Origin of the sequence: Desulfomicrobium norvegicum, assembly GCF_900114595.1 — a bacterium.
Lineage (GTDB): Bacteria > Desulfobacterota > Desulfovibrionia > Desulfovibrionales > Desulfomicrobiaceae > Desulfomicrobium > Desulfomicrobium macestii.
Genome location: NZ_FOTO01000002.1, coordinates 367,139 through 383,756, shown reverse-complemented (window position 1 = coordinate 383,756; position 16,618 = coordinate 367,139). Strand labels below are relative to the sequence as shown.

Below are 16,618 nucleotides of genomic sequence, written 5' to 3'. Positions count from 1 at the left end.
TAAGTGTATTGCGCGAACGCTTAAGTTCGGTCGTAACCGAAACAAGGGGCGCCCGACTATTTTTTTCTGCGCTGCTTTTTGGCCTTCTTGCGCTTTTCCTTGAGCTTGGCCGCTTCCGCAGCGGTTCGTCCGCCGCCTCCGGAAGGCAACCCGCCGGGCATCCCGGGCATGCCGCCCGGCATCGCTCCCATTCCTGGCATTCCGGGCATCCCGGGCATGCGTCCGCCCTGTGGCATGGACGGCATCTTGCCGCCCGCCATCTTCTTCATCATCTTCTGCATCTGCTCAAAATTCTTGAGAAGCTGGTTGACCTCGGTCACCGTGACCCCGCTGCCCTTGGCGATTCGCTGCTTGCGGCTGGGGTTGATGATCTTGGGCTCGTGGCGTTCGGCCATGGTCATGGAACTGATCATGGCCTCGACCTTGCCGAGTTCCTTCTCGGGCATTTGGACATCCTGCAACTGCTTGCGGATCTGTCCCATGCCCGGGATGAGCTTCATGATGCCTTCGAGAGAACCGAGCTTCTTGATGCGACGCATCTGCGTACGAAAATCTTCAAGATCGAATTCGGCCTTCTTGAATTTTCTTTCAAGGGCCTCGGCTTCCTTGGAGTCGATGGTCGACTGCGCCTTTTCGATCAGCGTCAGTACATCGCCCATGCCGAGAATCCGGGACGCAATGCGGTCCGGATGAAAAACTTCAAGTTCGCTGAGACGCTCGCCCATGCCGACAAACTTGAGCGGCTTGCCCGTGATGGACTTGATGGACAACGCCGCGCCGCCGCGGGCATCACCGTCCATCTTGGTCAGCACAACGCCGGTGATGTCCAGAACCTCGTTGAATTTCTCGGCAACGGTGACCGCGTCCTGGCCGGTCATGGCGTCGGCCACGAACAAAATTTCCTGCGGACGGCACTTTTCCTTGATGCCGACCAGCTCCTGCATGAGCAATTCATCAATATGCAGGCGGCCCGCCGTATCGATGAGGATCACGGAGCAGCCCTTGAGCTCGGCGTCACGCATGGCGTCAACGCAGATGTCCACCGGATTCATGTCCACGGTGGAAGGATAGACCGGCACTCCCAGCTCGGCTCCAAGTTTCGTCAGCTGATCGATGGCCGCCGGACGATAGACGTCGGCGGGGACCAGGTACGGAGCGTATTTCTGGCGGCGCAGGAACAGGGCCAGCTTGGCCGCCGACGTGGTCTTGCCCGAACCCTGCAGGCCGGACATCATGATCACGTAGGGCGGCTTACCCGAGAGGTTCAGGGCGCAGTTCTCGCCGCCCAGGAGCTTGATCAGCTCTTCGTGGACGATCTTGATGACCTGCTGGCCGGGTGTCAGGCTGCCGAGGACATCCTGCCCGAGCGCCCGAACCTTTACCTTTTCGACAAAGTCCTTGACGACCTTGAAATTGACGTCGGCTTCCAGGAGGGCCAGACGCACTTCGCGCAAGCCATCCTGGATGTTGCTTTCATCGAGGCGGCCGTGGCCGCGCAGTTTTTTAAAGACCGATTCAAGTCGGTCGGACAAGCTATCGAACATTCAAGGGCACCTGTGCTGGGGAAAAGAAGAAGGGATGCATAGACAAGTTCGATCCACTCGTCAAGCAGAAGCAAACCATGGTGTCGCGGCGCGCGGCATCCCGCGCGCCGCCACGAAATCAGCCCAAGGCCTTGGCCACGGCACGCGCAAAGCCGGGAGCCGCGCCCCGGATGGTGGACTCGTCCACACAGAAAGCCAGGCGGAAAAAGCCCGGATAGCCGAAGCCCGAACCAGGCACGGCCAGAATCTGCTCCTGCATGAGTTCATTGACAAAGGCCGCATCATCCCCGCCCTTGGGAATGCGCGGGAAGAAATAGAACGCGCCCTGCGGCATGGAAAATTCAATGCCGGCCTCACGCAGCACCTCGGCCATGGCGTCACGACGGCGGGCATAGACCGAGGCATCCACCTCGTGCCCCAAGGCCTTGGCCAGAAGCTTCTGCCCCACAGCCGGCGCGTTGACGAAACCGAGGATACGATTGGCCAGAATCACTCCCGCCACCAGATGCGCGCCTTCGGGCATGGCCGGATTCACGGCCACGTACCCTACCCGCTCCCCGGCCAGGGCCAGATTCTTGGAGAAGGAACTGATCACGACGCTGTGCTCGTAGATCGGGAAAATCGCGGGCACTTCAGTTCCGTCATAGGCCAGAAAACGGTAGGGTTCGTCGGAAATGAGCAGGATGGGCCGCCCGGTCCGGGCCGAAGCCTGCCGCAGGATGTCGGCCAACTGGGAAAGCTCTTCAAGAGAATAGATCCGGCCAGTCGGGTTGTTGGGTGAGTTGATCAGCACGCAGCGGGTACGGTCGGAGATGGCCGAGGCCAGGGCCTTCAGATCCAGCTCGAAGGTCAACGGCTTGGACGGGACGGCTTTCAAAACCCCGCGATGATTCTCGGCATAGAATCCGTACTCCACAAAATACGGCGCAGGACAAAGTACCTCGTCTCCGGGTTCGAGCACGGCCCTGAACAACGCGTTGATCCCGCCCGCCGCGCCGCAGGTGACAACCAGATCCTCGGCCGAAACGGCCACACCCTGCTCGACGGAAACCACCTCGGCCAGGCGCTCGCGCACCTGCGGATAGCCGGCGTTGGGCATGTAGCCGAAGGCAAAAGGCTTCCCGGCGTCCTCGGCCAATTCGCGCAGCCCCTCGGCCACCGCCGCCGGGGGAGCCAGGTCCGGATTGCCCAGGCTGAAATCATAGACATTCTCAGCCCCGTATTTCTTCTTGAGCTCGATGCCGGTTTCGAACATGCGCCGGATCCACGACGACTTGGCCAGATAGCCCTCGATCTGCGAACAAAGAATCATATGCTCTCCCTTGAAGGCCCGGTTCCCTTACGGAATATCCAGGCCGATCTTTCTGTATTCACCAAGTTTGTTGCGCAATGTGCGCACGGAAATTCCTAGGAGCTCCGAAGCCTTGGTCCTGTTGCCCAAGGTCGAATCCAGGCTCTTCATGATCAGATGCATCTCCATTTCCTGGATGGTCGGGATGCGTCCGGCAAAGTCCATGGTCATGCTCGGGGACAAGGATGACGCCCGCGCGGGAATGGGCGCGTCCGGCACCGATTCGCCCGCTTCGCAAAGCTCCGGGGACCACTCCTGCCCATCCAGCAGAAAATGCATCGGCCGGATGGGCCCCGCCCCGGCCAGGAGCACGGCCCTTTCCATCAAATTCTGCAGTTCACGCACATTGCCCGGCCAGTCGTGCGCCATGATCCAATCGCGGGCTTCGGTCGAAAGTTGCAGGGCGCCGAGTCCGTATTCCCGGGTGAGACGGCGGATGAAAAAATCGGCCAGCAACAGCACGTCATCGCCGCGCTGGGCCAGCGGAGGCAGGCGTAGCGGGATGACGTTCAGGCGGTAAAAAAGGTCCTGACGAAATTCGCCCTTCTCCACGCTCTGCTCAAGATTGCGGTTGGTGGTGGCCAGTACGCGCACATCCACCTTGACCGTCTCGACCCCGCCCACGCGGTCGATCTCGCCCTCCTGGAGGGCGCGCAGCAGCTTGGCTTGAAGAGCCAGGGCCATTTCGGAAATTTCATCCAGAAGCAGGGTCCCGCCGGTGGCCAGTTCGAACTTGCCCAGCTTGCGGGAAATGGCTCCGGTGAATGAACCCTTCTCGTGACCGAACAGTTCGCTCTCGAGCAGGTGCTCGGGCAAGGCCGCGCAGTTGACCGCCACGAAGGGAGCGTTTTCACGGCCCGAATGGGCATGAATGAAACGGGCGAACATCTCCTTACCCGTACCCGACTCGCCGGAGATGAGCACGGTGGCCTTGGACGGAGCCACCTGCTTGGCCAAAGCCAAAACCCGGGCCACGGAAGGATGGGAGCCTACGATGGCCACCTCGCGCGGATTGCTCCGGGCAACGGGACGAGGCGCGGCCGGGGCTTGCGCTTCCCGTGGCAACACGGCCTGGATCTTTTCCCAGGTCAGCGGACAGAGCCAGTAATCCTGCGCACCCATTTCCATATAATAGCGCGCTTCCTCGGCGCTGCCCTTGTCCGTAAACACGATGACGGGGATCTGGCTTTCGGCCTGGTTCAAGGCATCGAGAAGATCCTGGGCCCTGTATCCGGGCAGGGAAGGCAGGGTGAAGACGATATCGGCCTTGCGCGCCTCAAGCACTTTAAGCGCCGAGGCACGGTCGTCCACAACCATGGCCTGACACTCATGCGCCTTGAATTCGGCATGCAGGGGGGACACGAGTTCGGATCGTGAGACAAAGAGGATTCGCTTGGACGCCATATCCGCATACGCTATCTTTTCCCCAGCCTCTTTGCAATATGGAGAGCCTGCGGGCGCTTGCCCGCCATCCGCCCATCTGCTAGGGCTGGGTCGGATTTCGAGCCTTCAATTCACAGCAAGCCAAAGGGTCTCCCCTCTTATGCCCATGAACCCCCAAGAACTGACCTCCCTGCTGCGCGACGTCGCCGCCGGCAATATCTCGTGCGAGACTGCCCAGGCGGTCCTTGCGGGGAACGAAAACAAGGACCTGACCCTAGACACCTGGCGCCAGGAGCGCACCAATGTCGGCGAAGTGGTCTATGGTCAGGGCAAGACCCTGGAGCAGATCCGCGCCTCCCTTGCAGAGCTGGGGCGGCACCACCCGGTCCTGGCCACCAAGATTTCGACGGCGCACGGGCAGGAGCTTAAGAATCTTTTTCCAAATGGATGCCTGTGGGAGGAGGCGAGGCTCTTTTGCCTGGGAGCGGATCTGCTGGCCGCCGACCCCAAGGCGCCCGACTCGGAAGTGCTCATCGTCACGGCCGGATCCTCGGACCTGCCCGTGGCCCGTGAAGCCCTGGGCACTGCCAGATTCCTGGGACTTGGCGCGCACCTGGTGAGCGACGTGGGCGTCGCTGGCCTGCACCGCCTGGACCCGCACCTGCCGAGCCTGCGCCAGGCCAGGGTCATCATCGCGGTGGCCGGAATGGAAGGCGCGCTGCCAAGCGTCCTCGGCGGGCTCCTGAAGGCACCGATCATTGCGGTTCCAACCTCGACAGGCTATGGGGCCAACTTCGCAGGCCTGACCCCGCTCCTGGCCATGCTCAACTCCTGCGCCCCGGGCGTGGGAGTGGTCAACATCGACAACGGCTTCGGGGCGGCCGTGCTGGCAAAAAAAATCCTGACCCGCCAAGAATAAACAAAAGCAAATGAATAAACCGGTTCTTTTTCGAGTCACGAACAACCTGAAGGTGGGCGGTGTGCAGAAACGGCTGCGCGCACTGTTGCCTCTGCTCACGGAGCACTACGAAGTGCACGTCGTGACCTACAAGGATCGAGGCGTATTTTTTGACGAATTGGCCCAGCTAGGCGTGCATACCCACTTCCTGCCCCGCAAGGGGCACTGGAACCCGGTGGCCATCTGGCGACTGGCAAAACTTTTCCGCAAACACCGGGCCGATATCGTTCACACACATTCCTTCGGCGGCAATATCTTCGGCATCCTTGCGGCCGCACTAGCCCGGGTGCCGGTACGGATCGGCCAGGTTCATTTGAGCGACCTGCACTGGTACGGAACAACCGCCATGCGACGCAAAAAACAGATGCTGGAAGAACGCCTGGTCCACCGGCTTTTTTCGCACAAGGTGGTGTTCGTTTCCCGTGAATCCCTCGAATATTTCAAAAGACACACGCGACTGCCGGACAAGATGATGACCATCCTGCACAACGGCCTCGACCTGCCAGGCAACGTCGAGGCGGCATCCCGAACGGAACTGGGCCTACCCGAGGAAGGAAAACTTGTCGGGTTCGTGGGCCGCATCGCGCGAGGCAAAGGGGTCGGACGTTTTCTTGAAATCGCACGCCAGGCATCTCTTGAGTCGTCTGGCAGATATCATTTTGTGATCATCGGCGACGGCGAGGGGCTTTCCCGGCATCAGGCCTGGAGCCGCGAACAAGGTCTGGAGCCGCATGTAACCTTTCTCGGTGAGCGCCATGACATTCATCGCTGCTACGCCGCCCTTGATTGCCTGATTTTCTGCTCCGACCCCGGAGTTGAAGGCATGCCAGGAGTGGCCCTGGAGGCATGTGCCCACGGCCTGCCCATCCTGGCGTTGAAAACCGCCCCTCTTGAAGAGATTCATGAATATTACCCACGCATTGCCTTCATGGATGGGTTCACGTCGAGCGCAAAACAACTTGAGAAGACTCTGGCCCTGCCCGTGGCAAACCAAAAACCTTTTCGCGATGAATTTTCCATTGAGGCCATGCAAGCCCGAACCCTCGCCCTCTATGCCGATTTGCGCAGACAGGCCACGGCATGAGCGTCATATCCATAGCTCAGGCGCTGCTGGGCACAAGCATTCCGGTTCTTTGCTACCATCAGGTGCGGCCGGACAGCGGCATGACGCCTGAGAAATTTGGCCGCCATCTCGACCTCATCAAAAAGCTCGGCTTTCAGACCATCAGCCTGGCCAATCTGCACCGCATCATACAGGGACAAACACCTCAATCCGGCCCTTCGGTGGTCATTACCTTCGATGACTGCACGCTGGACAACTGGGTATACGCCGTGCCCCAGCTCTTGCGCCGGAACATGCATGGGGTTTTTTTCGCCATCACCGATTTTATTCAGCCCGGACCAACCCGGCTCCAAGCTGATCAAAAGACGGCTCCACTTCCAGTGCCAGCCTTTGGCGACATAATGCAGCAGGCCTTGTCCGGAAACTGTGACGGATTCATGAACGAGGCCGAAATCCGCGCCGTGGTGCACGATCTGGGCATGGAGGTCTATTCGCACTCCGCCACGCATCAGGCCTGTTTCACTCGCGCAAAACAAACCGGCACCCTCGGCGAGAACAGACACTGGAGCCATGCCGCATTATGCGGCCAAGACGCTGACGCAGACTCTGCCGTCCACCCAGTGGGCAGCGCCTATGCCCATGCAGGCTTTGGACTGGACGGGAACGGCCGCCCCCTGACTCTAAAGACTGACCAAGAGCGTCTCGCTTTTTGTGTAACTGACTTTTCGGCAGCGAAAGCCAAGTTGGAAGACCTTTTGGACCAGCCCTGCCCCTTTCTTTGCCTGCCCTGGGGCGAATACGACGACATCACCCTGGCTGCCGCAAAAAAGGCTGGCTATGAGGGTGTGCTGAACCTTGAGGCTGGACACGTCGGGCCCGGAATTGACCCCATGCGCATCGGCAGACTTGCGGTCAAGGACCGCAAAACATTGCCCTGGCTTGGCCTTAAGACCCTGCTCCTGGCTCACAGGACGCTGGCTCCATGGGCCCAGAGGCGGAACGTAGGCAGGCGCACATGAATATCTGCTTTGTCAATTCCACCAATAAATGGGGCGGGGTCAAAAGCTGGACCCTCGATGTGGCGCGCGGTCTCGCGGATCGCGGACATGGCATCCTCATCGTCGGCAGGTCAGGACCTTTCATCGACAAGGCCCGCGAAATGGGGCTCGACGCTCTGGGCCTTTCCTTTGGCCCGGACTTCAATCCAATGCGGATTCTTGGCTTCATCAAGCTTTTCAAGGCGCGCAAAACCGATCTTGTCGTCGTCAATGTGGGCAAGGATATGCGCATTGCAGGCATAGCGGCCAAAATGCTCGGCATCCCGGTGGTCCACCGCGTCGGCCTGGCTGGAGACATGCGCAACACATACAAGGTGCGCCTGCTGCACAAATGGATACGGCCACGTATCCTGGTCCCGTGCGAACAGATCAAAAGGGGCCTTCTGCAAGAACTGCCTTATCTGAAACCGGAAGAAATCACGGTCATTCTGACAGGCAAGGAACCTGCACCGTCTCCACCGGCAACCGTGCATTCACCGCTTCGCTTCATCTCCACCAGTCAGCTCAACGCCGACAAAGGGCATAAAGACGTCCTTGAGGCGCTGGCCGAACTGAAAAAACAGGGCTACGCGTTTGAATATCATATCGTGGGAACAGGACGCATCGAAGCGGAACTGAAAGACCTTACCACCAGCCTTGACCTTGACGACCGGGTCACCTGGCACGGATTTCAAAAGGATGTCAGGTCATTTCTGCGCAAGGCAGACGTCTTTCTTCTTCCTTCCTACCGGGAAGGCTTGCCAAATACGCTGCTTGAGGCAATGGCTGAAGGACTTGTCTGTGTGGCTCGGGATGTGGGGGGAGTGGCCGAGATGTGGCCACAAGAAGTACAAGACTTATGCATCCCTTCTACATTGTGTCCTAATAAATTTAATGCTGTATTGAATGAATTGATTTGTTATTCTAATGATATAATATTTGAACGAAGAAAAATATTCTGGAAAGCCTCAGTAAATAATTCACTCGAAAATATGATTAGAAAAATCGATTTTTTTTTCACGCATTAATAATAACATACACGAGCACTACAAGTATACACCTGTTTCAATAATGCGATAATAAAAATTATTATAAAAAATATATACTTATAAATCTAAAAGCCATGCAATACGCCTATCCTAATAGTTTTTATAATCTGCATAGTATTTTTGCAATTTCGCTTTGCATATATCTTACTGCTATTTGCTTGAATCCTTCCGCTTCGGAGCCTCTTGGGGCGCTTGTCTTGATCGTTTCAGCTGTCATACTCGGAAAGTCTTCAAACTTATGGCAGTTCCTTTGGGATTCGTCACTTTTATCCCTTTTGGCATTCGGGCTATACTGCTCTGTCACAAATATTTTCGGCCCCGGCGACGTAGCCCGGACAGGTATCATTTACGGATGGCTCATCCCGCTTTTCCTCGGCAAAGCGTTTGTCCACTTCCGCCATCAAACCGTCCAGAAAGACATCCTGATCGCAGCCCTCGCCTTGGCGGGGGGTATGCTCGTTGCGCAATTACTTCTCGCATTTGATATCACGTACATCGACAATCTGGGCCTTGATTTGCAATACTTGAAACTGACGTTCCGTAACGCAACCCGAACAGCTCTTTTTGTCGCGGTAGGATGCATGGTCTGTTTCACACAGGTCATTTTTGCCTCATCAAACCGCTCACGCCTTCTCGCAATGATGGCAGGCATTATCCTCCTGTCCGCACTGCTGATGACGGAAAAACGAATGACCCTGGCCGCGCTCCTAATCTGTTGCGGCTTTCTGCTCGTCTCGCGCAGGAGTTTCCGAGTCATCGTCTTAGGTTTAGTGGCCATCGTCTGTCTCATTTTTCTATTCGGAAAAGCAGAACGCTTCGATCTGCGTCCTGGCCATCTCCTCGCCAGTCAGGGAGAACGACTTACGGTTTGGTATGCGGCGGTTGAAATCATTAAGACCTACCCTTTGACAGGAAGCGGCTTTCGTACCTTCAAAGAGGCTGCAGCTCCTCATGTCGAAACCTACCGAGCAAGTCATCCTACAGGCGCATATGAAAATCTCGAGGACGCTCACAACTTGCCCTTGCATCTCCTGAGCGAAAGCGGAATCATTGGTACGGCTATTTTTTCTCTTATCTTCTTTTTTCCTTTGCGAAACTGCTGGCGACTCCGAAACACCAACGCTGCGGCCATTCCATTGCTATCCAGCATCGCTTTAATTTTGCTTAACTCGCAACTGCACGTAAACATCTTTTCCTTGAACGTCTCAGGCCTGCTTTTTTTCCTGACCGGTGCAGCAAGCGGCATCGGCGAGGAACACAACCGATGAGCGCCGAGTCGTACCTGTATATAGCCAAGTCCAAGATCCCCTCCCGCCATGCAAATTCCGTACAGGTTGTAAACATGATTTGCGCCTTTGCACCACTGGTTCAACGCCTTGACGCCTACCTGCCTGGAGGATTTACCAAACGCCTGCATGTATGGACAGGGAGGCTCTTCGCGAACTACGGGCTTCCGATTCCAGACAATGTGCGAGTTCACTTTGTTTCACAATCTGGGCACGGCTTTGAAGAAAACGTACTGCGAAAACTCCCGTCCACGTTTGAAGGCAAGATCTTCACCCGAAGTGCACCGGTCGCCTGGAAGCTTGCCGAGCAAAACGCACCGGTTCTATTCGAATCACATGTTTTTTCACGAGACGCCAAGCAAGTGCCCATGTCTCGTTTCATTCAGGCCATGAATGCATCAAGCACTGCCGGAATCGTGGGAATCTCTCAGGAGATCTCCGACTCGTACCTCGCAGCGGGCCTGCGGGAAAGACGGCTCATGACATCTGCGGATGGGGTGGATCCTGCGATTTTTTCCCACGCCGTGGCCGGCGGGCTAGGTCATCTGTTCGGTCAACGTATATACGATCGTCCCAGACTGGTTTACACGGGCTCGCTGAGCCCCGAAAAGGGCGCAATTTTCCTGGCCGAAGCGGCATCGCGGATGGAGCATGTCAATTTCGTCATCATCGGTGGCAACCTCAAGGAATCGAAAGCACTGGCTGAAAAGAGCAAAGGCCCCAATCTATTCATGCACCCAAGCGTACCACACAAGAGAATTCCCTCAATCCTTCAAGACGCGGACATGCTGATCATGCCTTACATGCCAGAGGGCGATCTGATTCCTTACATGTCACCGCTCAAACTTTTTGAATATCTGGCCACGGGCAAGCCAATTCTATCATCGGATCTCGCTGTACTGCGGCCATTTCTGACTCATGACGAAAATTGCCTTCTATTTTTGCCTGGCTCACTTGATTCCCTGTGCACGCAAATCAACCGTTTGCTAACCATGACTCCCGAAAACAAAGAACGCCTTCGCGACAACCAATTGCAGTCCGCAATGCGCCATACATGGACAAACAGAGCCAAAACCATCCTCGATTGGCATCGCGGATTGCTCGCATAAAGGAAATCATCCATGATCAAACTCGGCCCACAAATCATCAAAGGCGGTTGGTGCCAAATCGTGTCCATTCAGGACCAGCCCGAGCTCTGTGCCAAGATCCTGGTGCCCCGCAGACGCTTTCAGGGTGGACAGCCCGACCCCAACGTCATTGTCTCACAAAAATATGGCATTGAGGATTTTCTGGATTACGAATGGGCCAACTACCAGAAAATCATGGCCGCCTGCCCGGCAGACCTGCGCCAATATTTTGTAGACATGCGTGGCGTTGAAATAGCAGAAGACGGGCGCAAGGCTTTGCTCATGCGTATAGTCCGCGACGATCAAGGCGGACCCGCGCCCAATCTGGTCAAAAATACGCGGCATCTTACGCCCGAATTTTGGGCCGTGATGGAGCGTATCCGCAAGGAAGTGTTCTTGGCGAACAGCATCGACCATTTCGGGATCGTTCGCCGCAACATTTTGGTCCAATCACCGAGCCATCCAGTCATCATTGACTTTCAAACCGGACGCGAACGCTTTCGCGGACAATTCTGGCTTCGACACCCGTGGTTCGTCCGTCAGAAAGTCAATCGCTACTTTCAAAAACTTTATAAGGAGATGGGTATCACCCTGTCGTAACCTATGAATATCAAAAAACTTCTTGAGAATGAAACCATACATCTGCTTCGCCGCTGCCTGAGTTATTTTGCGCCCTACAAAATGCTTGTCATCGCGTCCTTCGCTGCCCTGGGTCTGGTAGCATTGTGCACCGCCGGGGCGGCCTATCTGGTCCAGCCCGCTTTGGACAAGATCTTTATCGACAAGGATCGCTCTTCGCTCATGCTGCTTCCCATCATGCTGGTGGCGCTCTTTCTGGGTAAAGGCGTGGGACTTTTCGTTCAAAAATATCTCATGTCCTATTGCGGACTCAAAGTGCTGGAGCGGCTTCGCTATGAGCTTTTCGCAAAAATAATTTGCCTGCCCGTGGATTTTTTCGGGGAAACACGTGTCGGCATGCTCATGTCCCGGATCATCAGTGACGTGAACCTGATCAGCTCAAGCCTGCCGGAACTGATCAGGATCATCCAGCACAGCCTGACCATGGTCGGGCTGGTGGCCCTCATCATCTACCGGGATGCGCAGCTTGCCTTCTGGGCCTGCCTGGTCTTCCCCTTGGCCGTTTATCCAGTGATCTATTTTGGAAAAAAACTGAGAAAAGTGGGGCGGAACTATCAGGCCAAGATTGCGGATATCTCTTCGTACATGCAGGAAAGCTTCAATGGCCTGCGCGTGGTCAAGGCCTTCGCCACTGAGGACATGGAAAAGGAAAAGTTCAGCGAGGCAAGCTCCAAACTTTTACGTATCGGCCTCAAGGGCAAGATCTACAACCAGCTGTCATCTCCAATAATGGAGCTGATCGGAGCCGTCGGCGCTGGCTTGGTCATCTGGTATGGAGGCAGTCAGGTCATTGCCGGCAAAAGCACGCCGGGAGAATTCTTTTCCTTCATGACAGCACTGGTCATGCTCTACGACCCCTTCAAGTCCATAAGCCAGGCCAACAACACCATTCAGCAGGCCATGGCTGGGGCCGAACGCGTTTTTGAAATTCTGGATTCCAAGGATTTGGTCGAAGAGTCTGGCGGCGATACCGTCTATGTTCCGCCGTTTGCTTCGCTTTCATTTGAGGATGTATCTTTTTCCTACCCCGGAACACAGGAGCCAGCACTCAAAGACATCAATCTGGAAATCAAGGCAGGCCAGAGGGTGGCGTTCGTTGGCCAGAGCGGGGCAGGGAAGACATCTCTCATACATCTGATTCCCCGTTTTCACGAATGCCAACAGGGAGTCATCCGCTTGAACGGCCTCCCCTTGAAGGATTACACCTTGTCCAGCCTGCGCACAGGCATCGGCATCGTTTCGCAGGATCCTTTTCTTTTCAATCTTTCAGTGCGGGACAACATCGCCTACGGTCGACCGGAACTGGATCAGCAGGTGGTTGAGCAGGCGGCCAAAGCGGCCTATGCCCATGACTTCATCATGGAACTGCCGCAGGGCTATGACACGATAGTCGGAGAAAAGGGAGTGAAGCTCTCAGGCGGACAAAAACAACGCCTGACCATCGCCCGGGCAATCATGAAGGACCCCTCCATCCTCATTCTCGACGAGGCGACGTCGGCTCTGGACACGGAGTCCGAGCGGATTGTCCAGAAGGCGCTGGAAAACCTGATGGCGGGCAGAACGAGTTTGATCATCGCTCATCGCCTGTCGACAATCCTTACGGCAGACAAAATCGTGGTCATGGACGGCGGGCAGATTAAATCAGTGGGTAATCATCAGCAACTGCTTGAGAAATGCCTACTCTACAAGAGGCTCTATACTCTGCAGTTTGATGCTAAAACTTAAGAGTGAGGCTTGAGTTATTCCCAATATTTTGAATATCTAGACTAAATCACCCGGTATGATTGTAATATACGAAATGCATCGCAAAAACTAACGAACAGAAACCTTGCCGCCCAAAAAGGCGACTTTTTGCAGCAAGTAGCTCACAGGAGGCATGATCAACACTACGCCCAAGACAGAAATATACGAGTGCAGCTGGAGTTTTTCGCAAACAATGGAAATGACAAAACTTACAGACACACCGATGATCGACAAACTTAAAAATCTCCAATAGTAATATATACTGCTTGTATTGACTTTAAAAACGAAATATGAAGATGCAAAGAAAGAAAAAATATTCGCACACATAAAAGCAAAAACATTCGCTAAGACGACAGGAAATTGCATATAAAGCAAGAATGTAAACACACCTATGTGAACAAGCGTGTTTACTACACCTGTCATCACAAATTTTACAACCCGTGGCCTCGAATCTAAATAAGAAGACAACTTATTAATTGTCATTATCATATTATGCAGCATTCATTTATCAAAGTTAGGCAATTAAAAGTATGAATTTTTATTCATTCTTATAGACAACATTATTATCATTGGAATCCATTACAACATAAAGCGGCCGCCTCTTCGTCTCAATATAAATTCTACCTATATATTCCCCCACTATCCCAAGCGCCAACAATTGAACGCCTCCTAGAAAAAGCATGGACGCCATTAGTGATGCATACCCCTGCACCGGATCGCCCCATAAAAGTCTTTTGCTCACGACAAACAGGCCATACGCAAGCGTTCCCATGGACATGCAACCACCAAGTATTGACGCCATTCGCAGCGGTAGAGTGGAAAAAGATGTCAAACCATCAACCGCAAGACCAAGCAACTTAATGGGCTTCCACTTGCTCTGCCCACAATAACGCTCAGGACGATCGAATTCTATCTGTTCATACCGAAAGCCAGGCCAAGACAACAAACCTTTCATGAAGCGATTGCGCTCGGGCATCTGCCTGAGCACATCCACGACATGACGATCCAAGAGGCGAAAATCACCTGCATTCTCAGGAATTTTAGACGCGCTGACGGAATTAAAAAATTTATAAAAAAACTTGGCTGAAGCTGCTTTTACGAATCCATCAGCCTGTCGTGAGCGCCGAACCGCCACGACAACATCAAAGCCTTGCTCCCATTTGTCCAACATCACAGGGATCAACTCCGGCGGTTCCTGCAGATCAGCGTCCATGGGTATGACGACATCCCCCCTAACGAGATCAAGCCCCGCAGAAAGTGCTATCTCCTTGCCATAGTTCCGAGAAAGACGAAACGCACGAATGCGCTTGTCTCCGATATCGACAAGAGCGGAAAAAGTATCATCACTACTACCATCATCAATACACACAACTTCATACGCAATAGCACGACCAGACAAGGCATTATCTATAGATGCGAACAACATTTCCAATCCGTCGCGCTCATTATACATAGGTATTACAAGGCTCACGAGAATGGATCCAACATCTCTTTTTTCGGAGCTCCTGGAAAACGCAAGAACTCCTCCGCTCGGAAAATTCATATACTCCACACTAAGCGATTTTTAACCAGTTAAAATATGAAAATTACTCAAAAAAGGCAACTTTCTTGTATTCAACACCATCCAAGCTCGCGTATACTGCAAGAATTTCCCCCCATTCAGGCGCAGCCACCGGGAGCATATAGCAGTCCTTCACACCTCCAAAAATTTTCCATTTCTCCAAGACACTTTGCTCTGTAATTCCAAAATATTCAAGCATACTGCCTTTCATGATTACATCTCTAGTCAAAATCTTTTTTTCGATCATACGTTGCATAAAAACCGGCACAGGGCGATCCAATTGACGACGAATCAAAACCAGCGTGGAAATATGATCACTCGCAGAAATTGAAGAGTCTACCAGTAACCAGTGAAAGCGAAAGGTGTCATTCGGACCGGCCTTGACGTTTTTAAAAACATACATTCCGAAAAAATTTTCCGCAGAAAATTTCCCCTCAGGTACTCGTTCCATAATATTAACATAAGCACGATTTAAATCGGGTGACGCAGAAACCAGCTCTCCCAAACCGAACATCTTGGAAACATCCTTGGAAGGCCACTCATCAGGACTACCGGGGATGGCCTCTCCTAGACTCACTGGATACGGATAAAACAACAACTTACCGACCTTTGTAGCATGCCCAGGGGCCTCATACCCAGTCCAAGTCAAAAAAGTATAGCGCTTTTCAAGTGAAGCTGCGTACGCTGCAATTTTTCCTGAAAAAAGGTCGTGCAAAAGACGTTGGTAGTTAGGGGTAAGAACCAATATGATGACAAATGCGAGACCTACCAGGGACAACGGAATTGTCGCCATCGTTCTTCGGACACGCATCATTGCGATAATGGCGACAAAAGTCAGTGCGTAACTGGAAAGCAGAGACATGCTGGCGGTCAACTTAGGAGTGGCTGTTACCGGAACATCACTGAGAGCCTGCACCAAAACAATACCAAAAGTTATCGCAAAAAAAACTAAGATTCCGAAAATTAGCGGGAGTATGTGGTTGCCAAATTTATTTGAACATCGTTTGAGTTCCGGATTTATCGTTAAGCCTACAAAAAGTACTGTCAGTCCCCATACAGAAAAAAATGCGCTAAAAGCATGCGACTTCCATGCAGCCCATGATGCTGATATCTGCGCTAAAATTACCTCAAGTGTCACGTCTCGAGTCGCTTGTCGCTTGAAGTTTCCCATTGCCAGAAAAGAGAAGAGAAAGAAAAATACCACGACCTTAAATGTTCGCAGATACATCTTTCTATGTGGGTGCGAAAAATAGTACGCCATCAAAAATGCCAGTGCAGCAGCCAGAAATGTTGCAATGGCCGCATGTTCATAGCAACCAATAGCCGCTACACTTGTTCCAAAAACTGCAATTTTAAGTTTTTTAGATACAAATTCTGCATTCCATAGCCGACATAGGGACCAAATGAAAGACAAGACAAGTCCATTGCCAATTCCCAAGCCCAGAACATCCGTCATCAAATAGTATGTTATATTCAGATTCGGATGCCCACTCAAAAAAGCCAACATGCAGATCGAAGCAATAATAAAAGAGTCGCCGCGACGTTTCCGACCAAAAAGTTCAAAGAAAATGCCGTAAAATGAAATCCAATATACCGACACCCCAGTTGCACATACCAGAGTGTACCCCACCCTAGATTCAGCAGCTTTGCCCAGAAAAACTACCAAAAAATGGTGAGTATAGCGCCCGCTCCAAGACGTCCAAGCGTGAAACATTTCTTCGACAGCCTTTCCAATATCGAAAATACCCCGCGCAGCATTTGCGCGGGTAAAATCATCGCCCAGAGGAAAGGTAAAACCCATAGCGATGTAAAATGGGATGATCAGAACTACGAGAAGAGCGCAGATCGAGGCATATTCCAACTTAATTTTCATAAAA

The 16,618-nt window shown here is 53.5% G+C and carries 14 protein-coding genes; 8 read left to right on the top strand and 6 right to left on the bottom strand.

Features of this window, described 5'->3' with window-relative positions; all coding sequences use genetic code 11:
- Positions 1–56: 56 nt before the first annotated feature.
- The 3 genes from ffh to BMZ24_RS05695 all read right to left on the bottom strand — a co-directional run bounded on the left by ffh (position 57) and on the right by BMZ24_RS05695 (position 4,299).
- Positions 57–1,544 (bottom strand): signal recognition particle protein, encoded by a 1,488-nt coding sequence (gene ffh / locus BMZ24_RS05705; RefSeq protein WP_092190172.1) that lies wholly within the window; start codon positions 1,542–1,544, stop codon positions 57–59.
- Positions 1,545–1,662: 118 nt separating this feature from the next.
- Positions 1,663–2,856, bottom strand: coding sequence for a pyridoxal phosphate-dependent aminotransferase (locus BMZ24_RS05700; protein ID WP_092190170.1), 1,194 nt, complete (start codon positions 2,854–2,856; stop codon positions 1,663–1,665).
- Positions 2,857–2,883: 27 nt separating this feature from the next.
- A complete protein-coding gene (locus BMZ24_RS05695) occupies positions 2,884–4,299 on the bottom strand; it encodes a sigma-54-dependent transcriptional regulator (protein WP_092190168.1) in 1,416 nt (471 codons plus the stop codon).
- 145 nt (positions 4,300–4,444) lie between these two features.
- Between BMZ24_RS05695 and larB the strand changes: the two genes are divergently transcribed.
- The 8 genes from larB (at position 4,445) to BMZ24_RS05655 (ending at position 13,162) form a co-directional block, all read left to right on the top strand.
- Complete coding sequence (gene larB, locus BMZ24_RS05690) at positions 4,445–5,197, top strand: nickel pincer cofactor biosynthesis protein LarB (protein ID WP_244150289.1); 753 nt, start codon at positions 4,445–4,447, stop codon at positions 5,195–5,197.
- Between the two features lie 10 nt (positions 5,198–5,207).
- Positions 5,208–6,320, top strand: a complete 1,113-nt coding sequence (locus BMZ24_RS05685) for a glycosyltransferase (protein WP_092190164.1) — start codon at positions 5,208–5,210, stop codon at positions 6,318–6,320.
- On the top strand, positions 6,317–7,318 hold the full coding sequence (locus tag BMZ24_RS05680) for a polysaccharide deacetylase family protein (protein WP_092190162.1): 1,002 nt from the start codon (positions 6,317–6,319) through the stop codon (positions 7,316–7,318). Before BMZ24_RS05685 ends, BMZ24_RS05680 begins: the two co-directional genes overlap by 4 nt.
- A complete protein-coding gene (locus tag BMZ24_RS05675; protein WP_161949050.1) occupies positions 7,315–8,364 on the top strand; it encodes a glycosyltransferase in 1,050 nt (349 codons plus the stop codon). Before BMZ24_RS05680 ends, BMZ24_RS05675 begins: the two co-directional genes overlap by 4 nt.
- Before the next feature lie 218 nt (positions 8,365–8,582).
- Positions 8,583–9,653, top strand: a complete 1,071-nt coding sequence (locus tag BMZ24_RS05670) for an O-antigen ligase family protein (protein ID WP_161949049.1) — start codon at positions 8,583–8,585, stop codon at positions 9,651–9,653.
- Positions 9,650–10,780, top strand: a complete 1,131-nt coding sequence (locus tag BMZ24_RS05665) for a glycosyltransferase family 4 protein (protein WP_092190156.1) — start codon at positions 9,650–9,652, stop codon at positions 10,778–10,780. Before BMZ24_RS05670 ends, BMZ24_RS05665 begins: the two co-directional genes overlap by 4 nt.
- Before the next feature lie 12 nt (positions 10,781–10,792).
- Complete coding sequence (locus BMZ24_RS05660) at positions 10,793–11,398, top strand: hypothetical protein (protein ID WP_092190154.1); 606 nt, start codon at positions 10,793–10,795, stop codon at positions 11,396–11,398.
- A 3-nt stretch (positions 11,399–11,401) separates the two neighbouring features.
- Complete coding sequence (locus tag BMZ24_RS05655) at positions 11,402–13,162, top strand: ABC transporter ATP-binding protein (RefSeq protein WP_092190152.1); 1,761 nt, start codon at positions 11,402–11,404, stop codon at positions 13,160–13,162.
- Positions 13,163–13,249: 87 nt separating this feature from the next.
- Here the strand turns inward: BMZ24_RS05655 and BMZ24_RS20470 are convergent, their stop codons facing one another.
- From BMZ24_RS20470 to BMZ24_RS05640, 3 genes are all read right to left on the bottom strand, one after another.
- Positions 13,250–13,603, bottom strand: a complete 354-nt coding sequence (locus tag BMZ24_RS20470) for a GtrA family protein (protein WP_161949048.1) — start codon at positions 13,601–13,603, stop codon at positions 13,250–13,252.
- 115 nt (positions 13,604–13,718) lie between these two features.
- A complete protein-coding gene (locus tag BMZ24_RS05645) occupies positions 13,719–14,651 on the bottom strand; it encodes a glycosyltransferase family 2 protein (protein ID WP_244150288.1) in 933 nt (310 codons plus the stop codon).
- A gap of 115 nt (positions 14,652–14,766) precedes the next feature.
- The gene (locus BMZ24_RS05640; RefSeq protein ID WP_092190146.1) at positions 14,767–16,614 is read right to left on the bottom strand and encodes a hypothetical protein; all 1,848 of its coding nucleotides are present in this window, start codon (positions 16,612–16,614) and stop codon (positions 14,767–14,769) included.
- Positions 16,615–16,618 lie beyond the last annotated feature (4 nt).

What these genes read in the sequence shown, in the direction of transcription:
- ffh (WP_092190172.1), bottom strand. Translation starts at nt 1,544, where the DNA reads ATGTTCGATAGCTTGTCCGACCGACTTGAATCGGTCTTTAAAAAACTG.
- BMZ24_RS05700 (WP_092190170.1), bottom strand. Translation starts at nt 2,856, where the DNA reads ATGATTCTTTGTTCGCAGATCGAGGGCTATCTGGCCAAGTCGTCGTGG.
- BMZ24_RS05695 (WP_092190168.1), bottom strand. Translation starts at nt 4,299, where the DNA reads ATGGCGTCCAAGCGAATCCTCTTTGTCTCACGATCCGAACTCGTGTCC.
- larB (WP_244150289.1), top strand. Translation starts at nt 4,445, where the DNA reads ATGAACCCCCAAGAACTGACCTCCCTGCTGCGCGACGTCGCCGCCGGC.
- BMZ24_RS05685 (WP_092190164.1), top strand. Translation starts at nt 5,208, where the DNA reads ATGAATAAACCGGTTCTTTTTCGAGTCACGAACAACCTGAAGGTGGGC.
- BMZ24_RS05680 (WP_092190162.1), top strand. Translation starts at nt 6,317, where the DNA reads ATGAGCGTCATATCCATAGCTCAGGCGCTGCTGGGCACAAGCATTCCG.
- BMZ24_RS05675 (WP_161949050.1), top strand. Translation starts at nt 7,315, where the DNA reads ATGAATATCTGCTTTGTCAATTCCACCAATAAATGGGGCGGGGTCAAA.
- BMZ24_RS05665 (WP_092190156.1), top strand. Translation starts at nt 9,650, where the DNA reads ATGAGCGCCGAGTCGTACCTGTATATAGCCAAGTCCAAGATCCCCTCC.
- BMZ24_RS05660 (WP_092190154.1), top strand. Translation starts at nt 10,793, where the DNA reads ATGATCAAACTCGGCCCACAAATCATCAAAGGCGGTTGGTGCCAAATC.
- BMZ24_RS05655 (WP_092190152.1), top strand. Translation starts at nt 11,402, where the DNA reads ATGAATATCAAAAAACTTCTTGAGAATGAAACCATACATCTGCTTCGC.
- BMZ24_RS20470 (WP_161949048.1), bottom strand. Translation starts at nt 13,603, where the DNA reads ATGACAGGTGTAGTAAACACGCTTGTTCACATAGGTGTGTTTACATTC.
- BMZ24_RS05640 (WP_092190146.1), bottom strand. Translation starts at nt 16,614, where the DNA reads ATGAAAATTAAGTTGGAATATGCCTCGATCTGCGCTCTTCTCGTAGTT.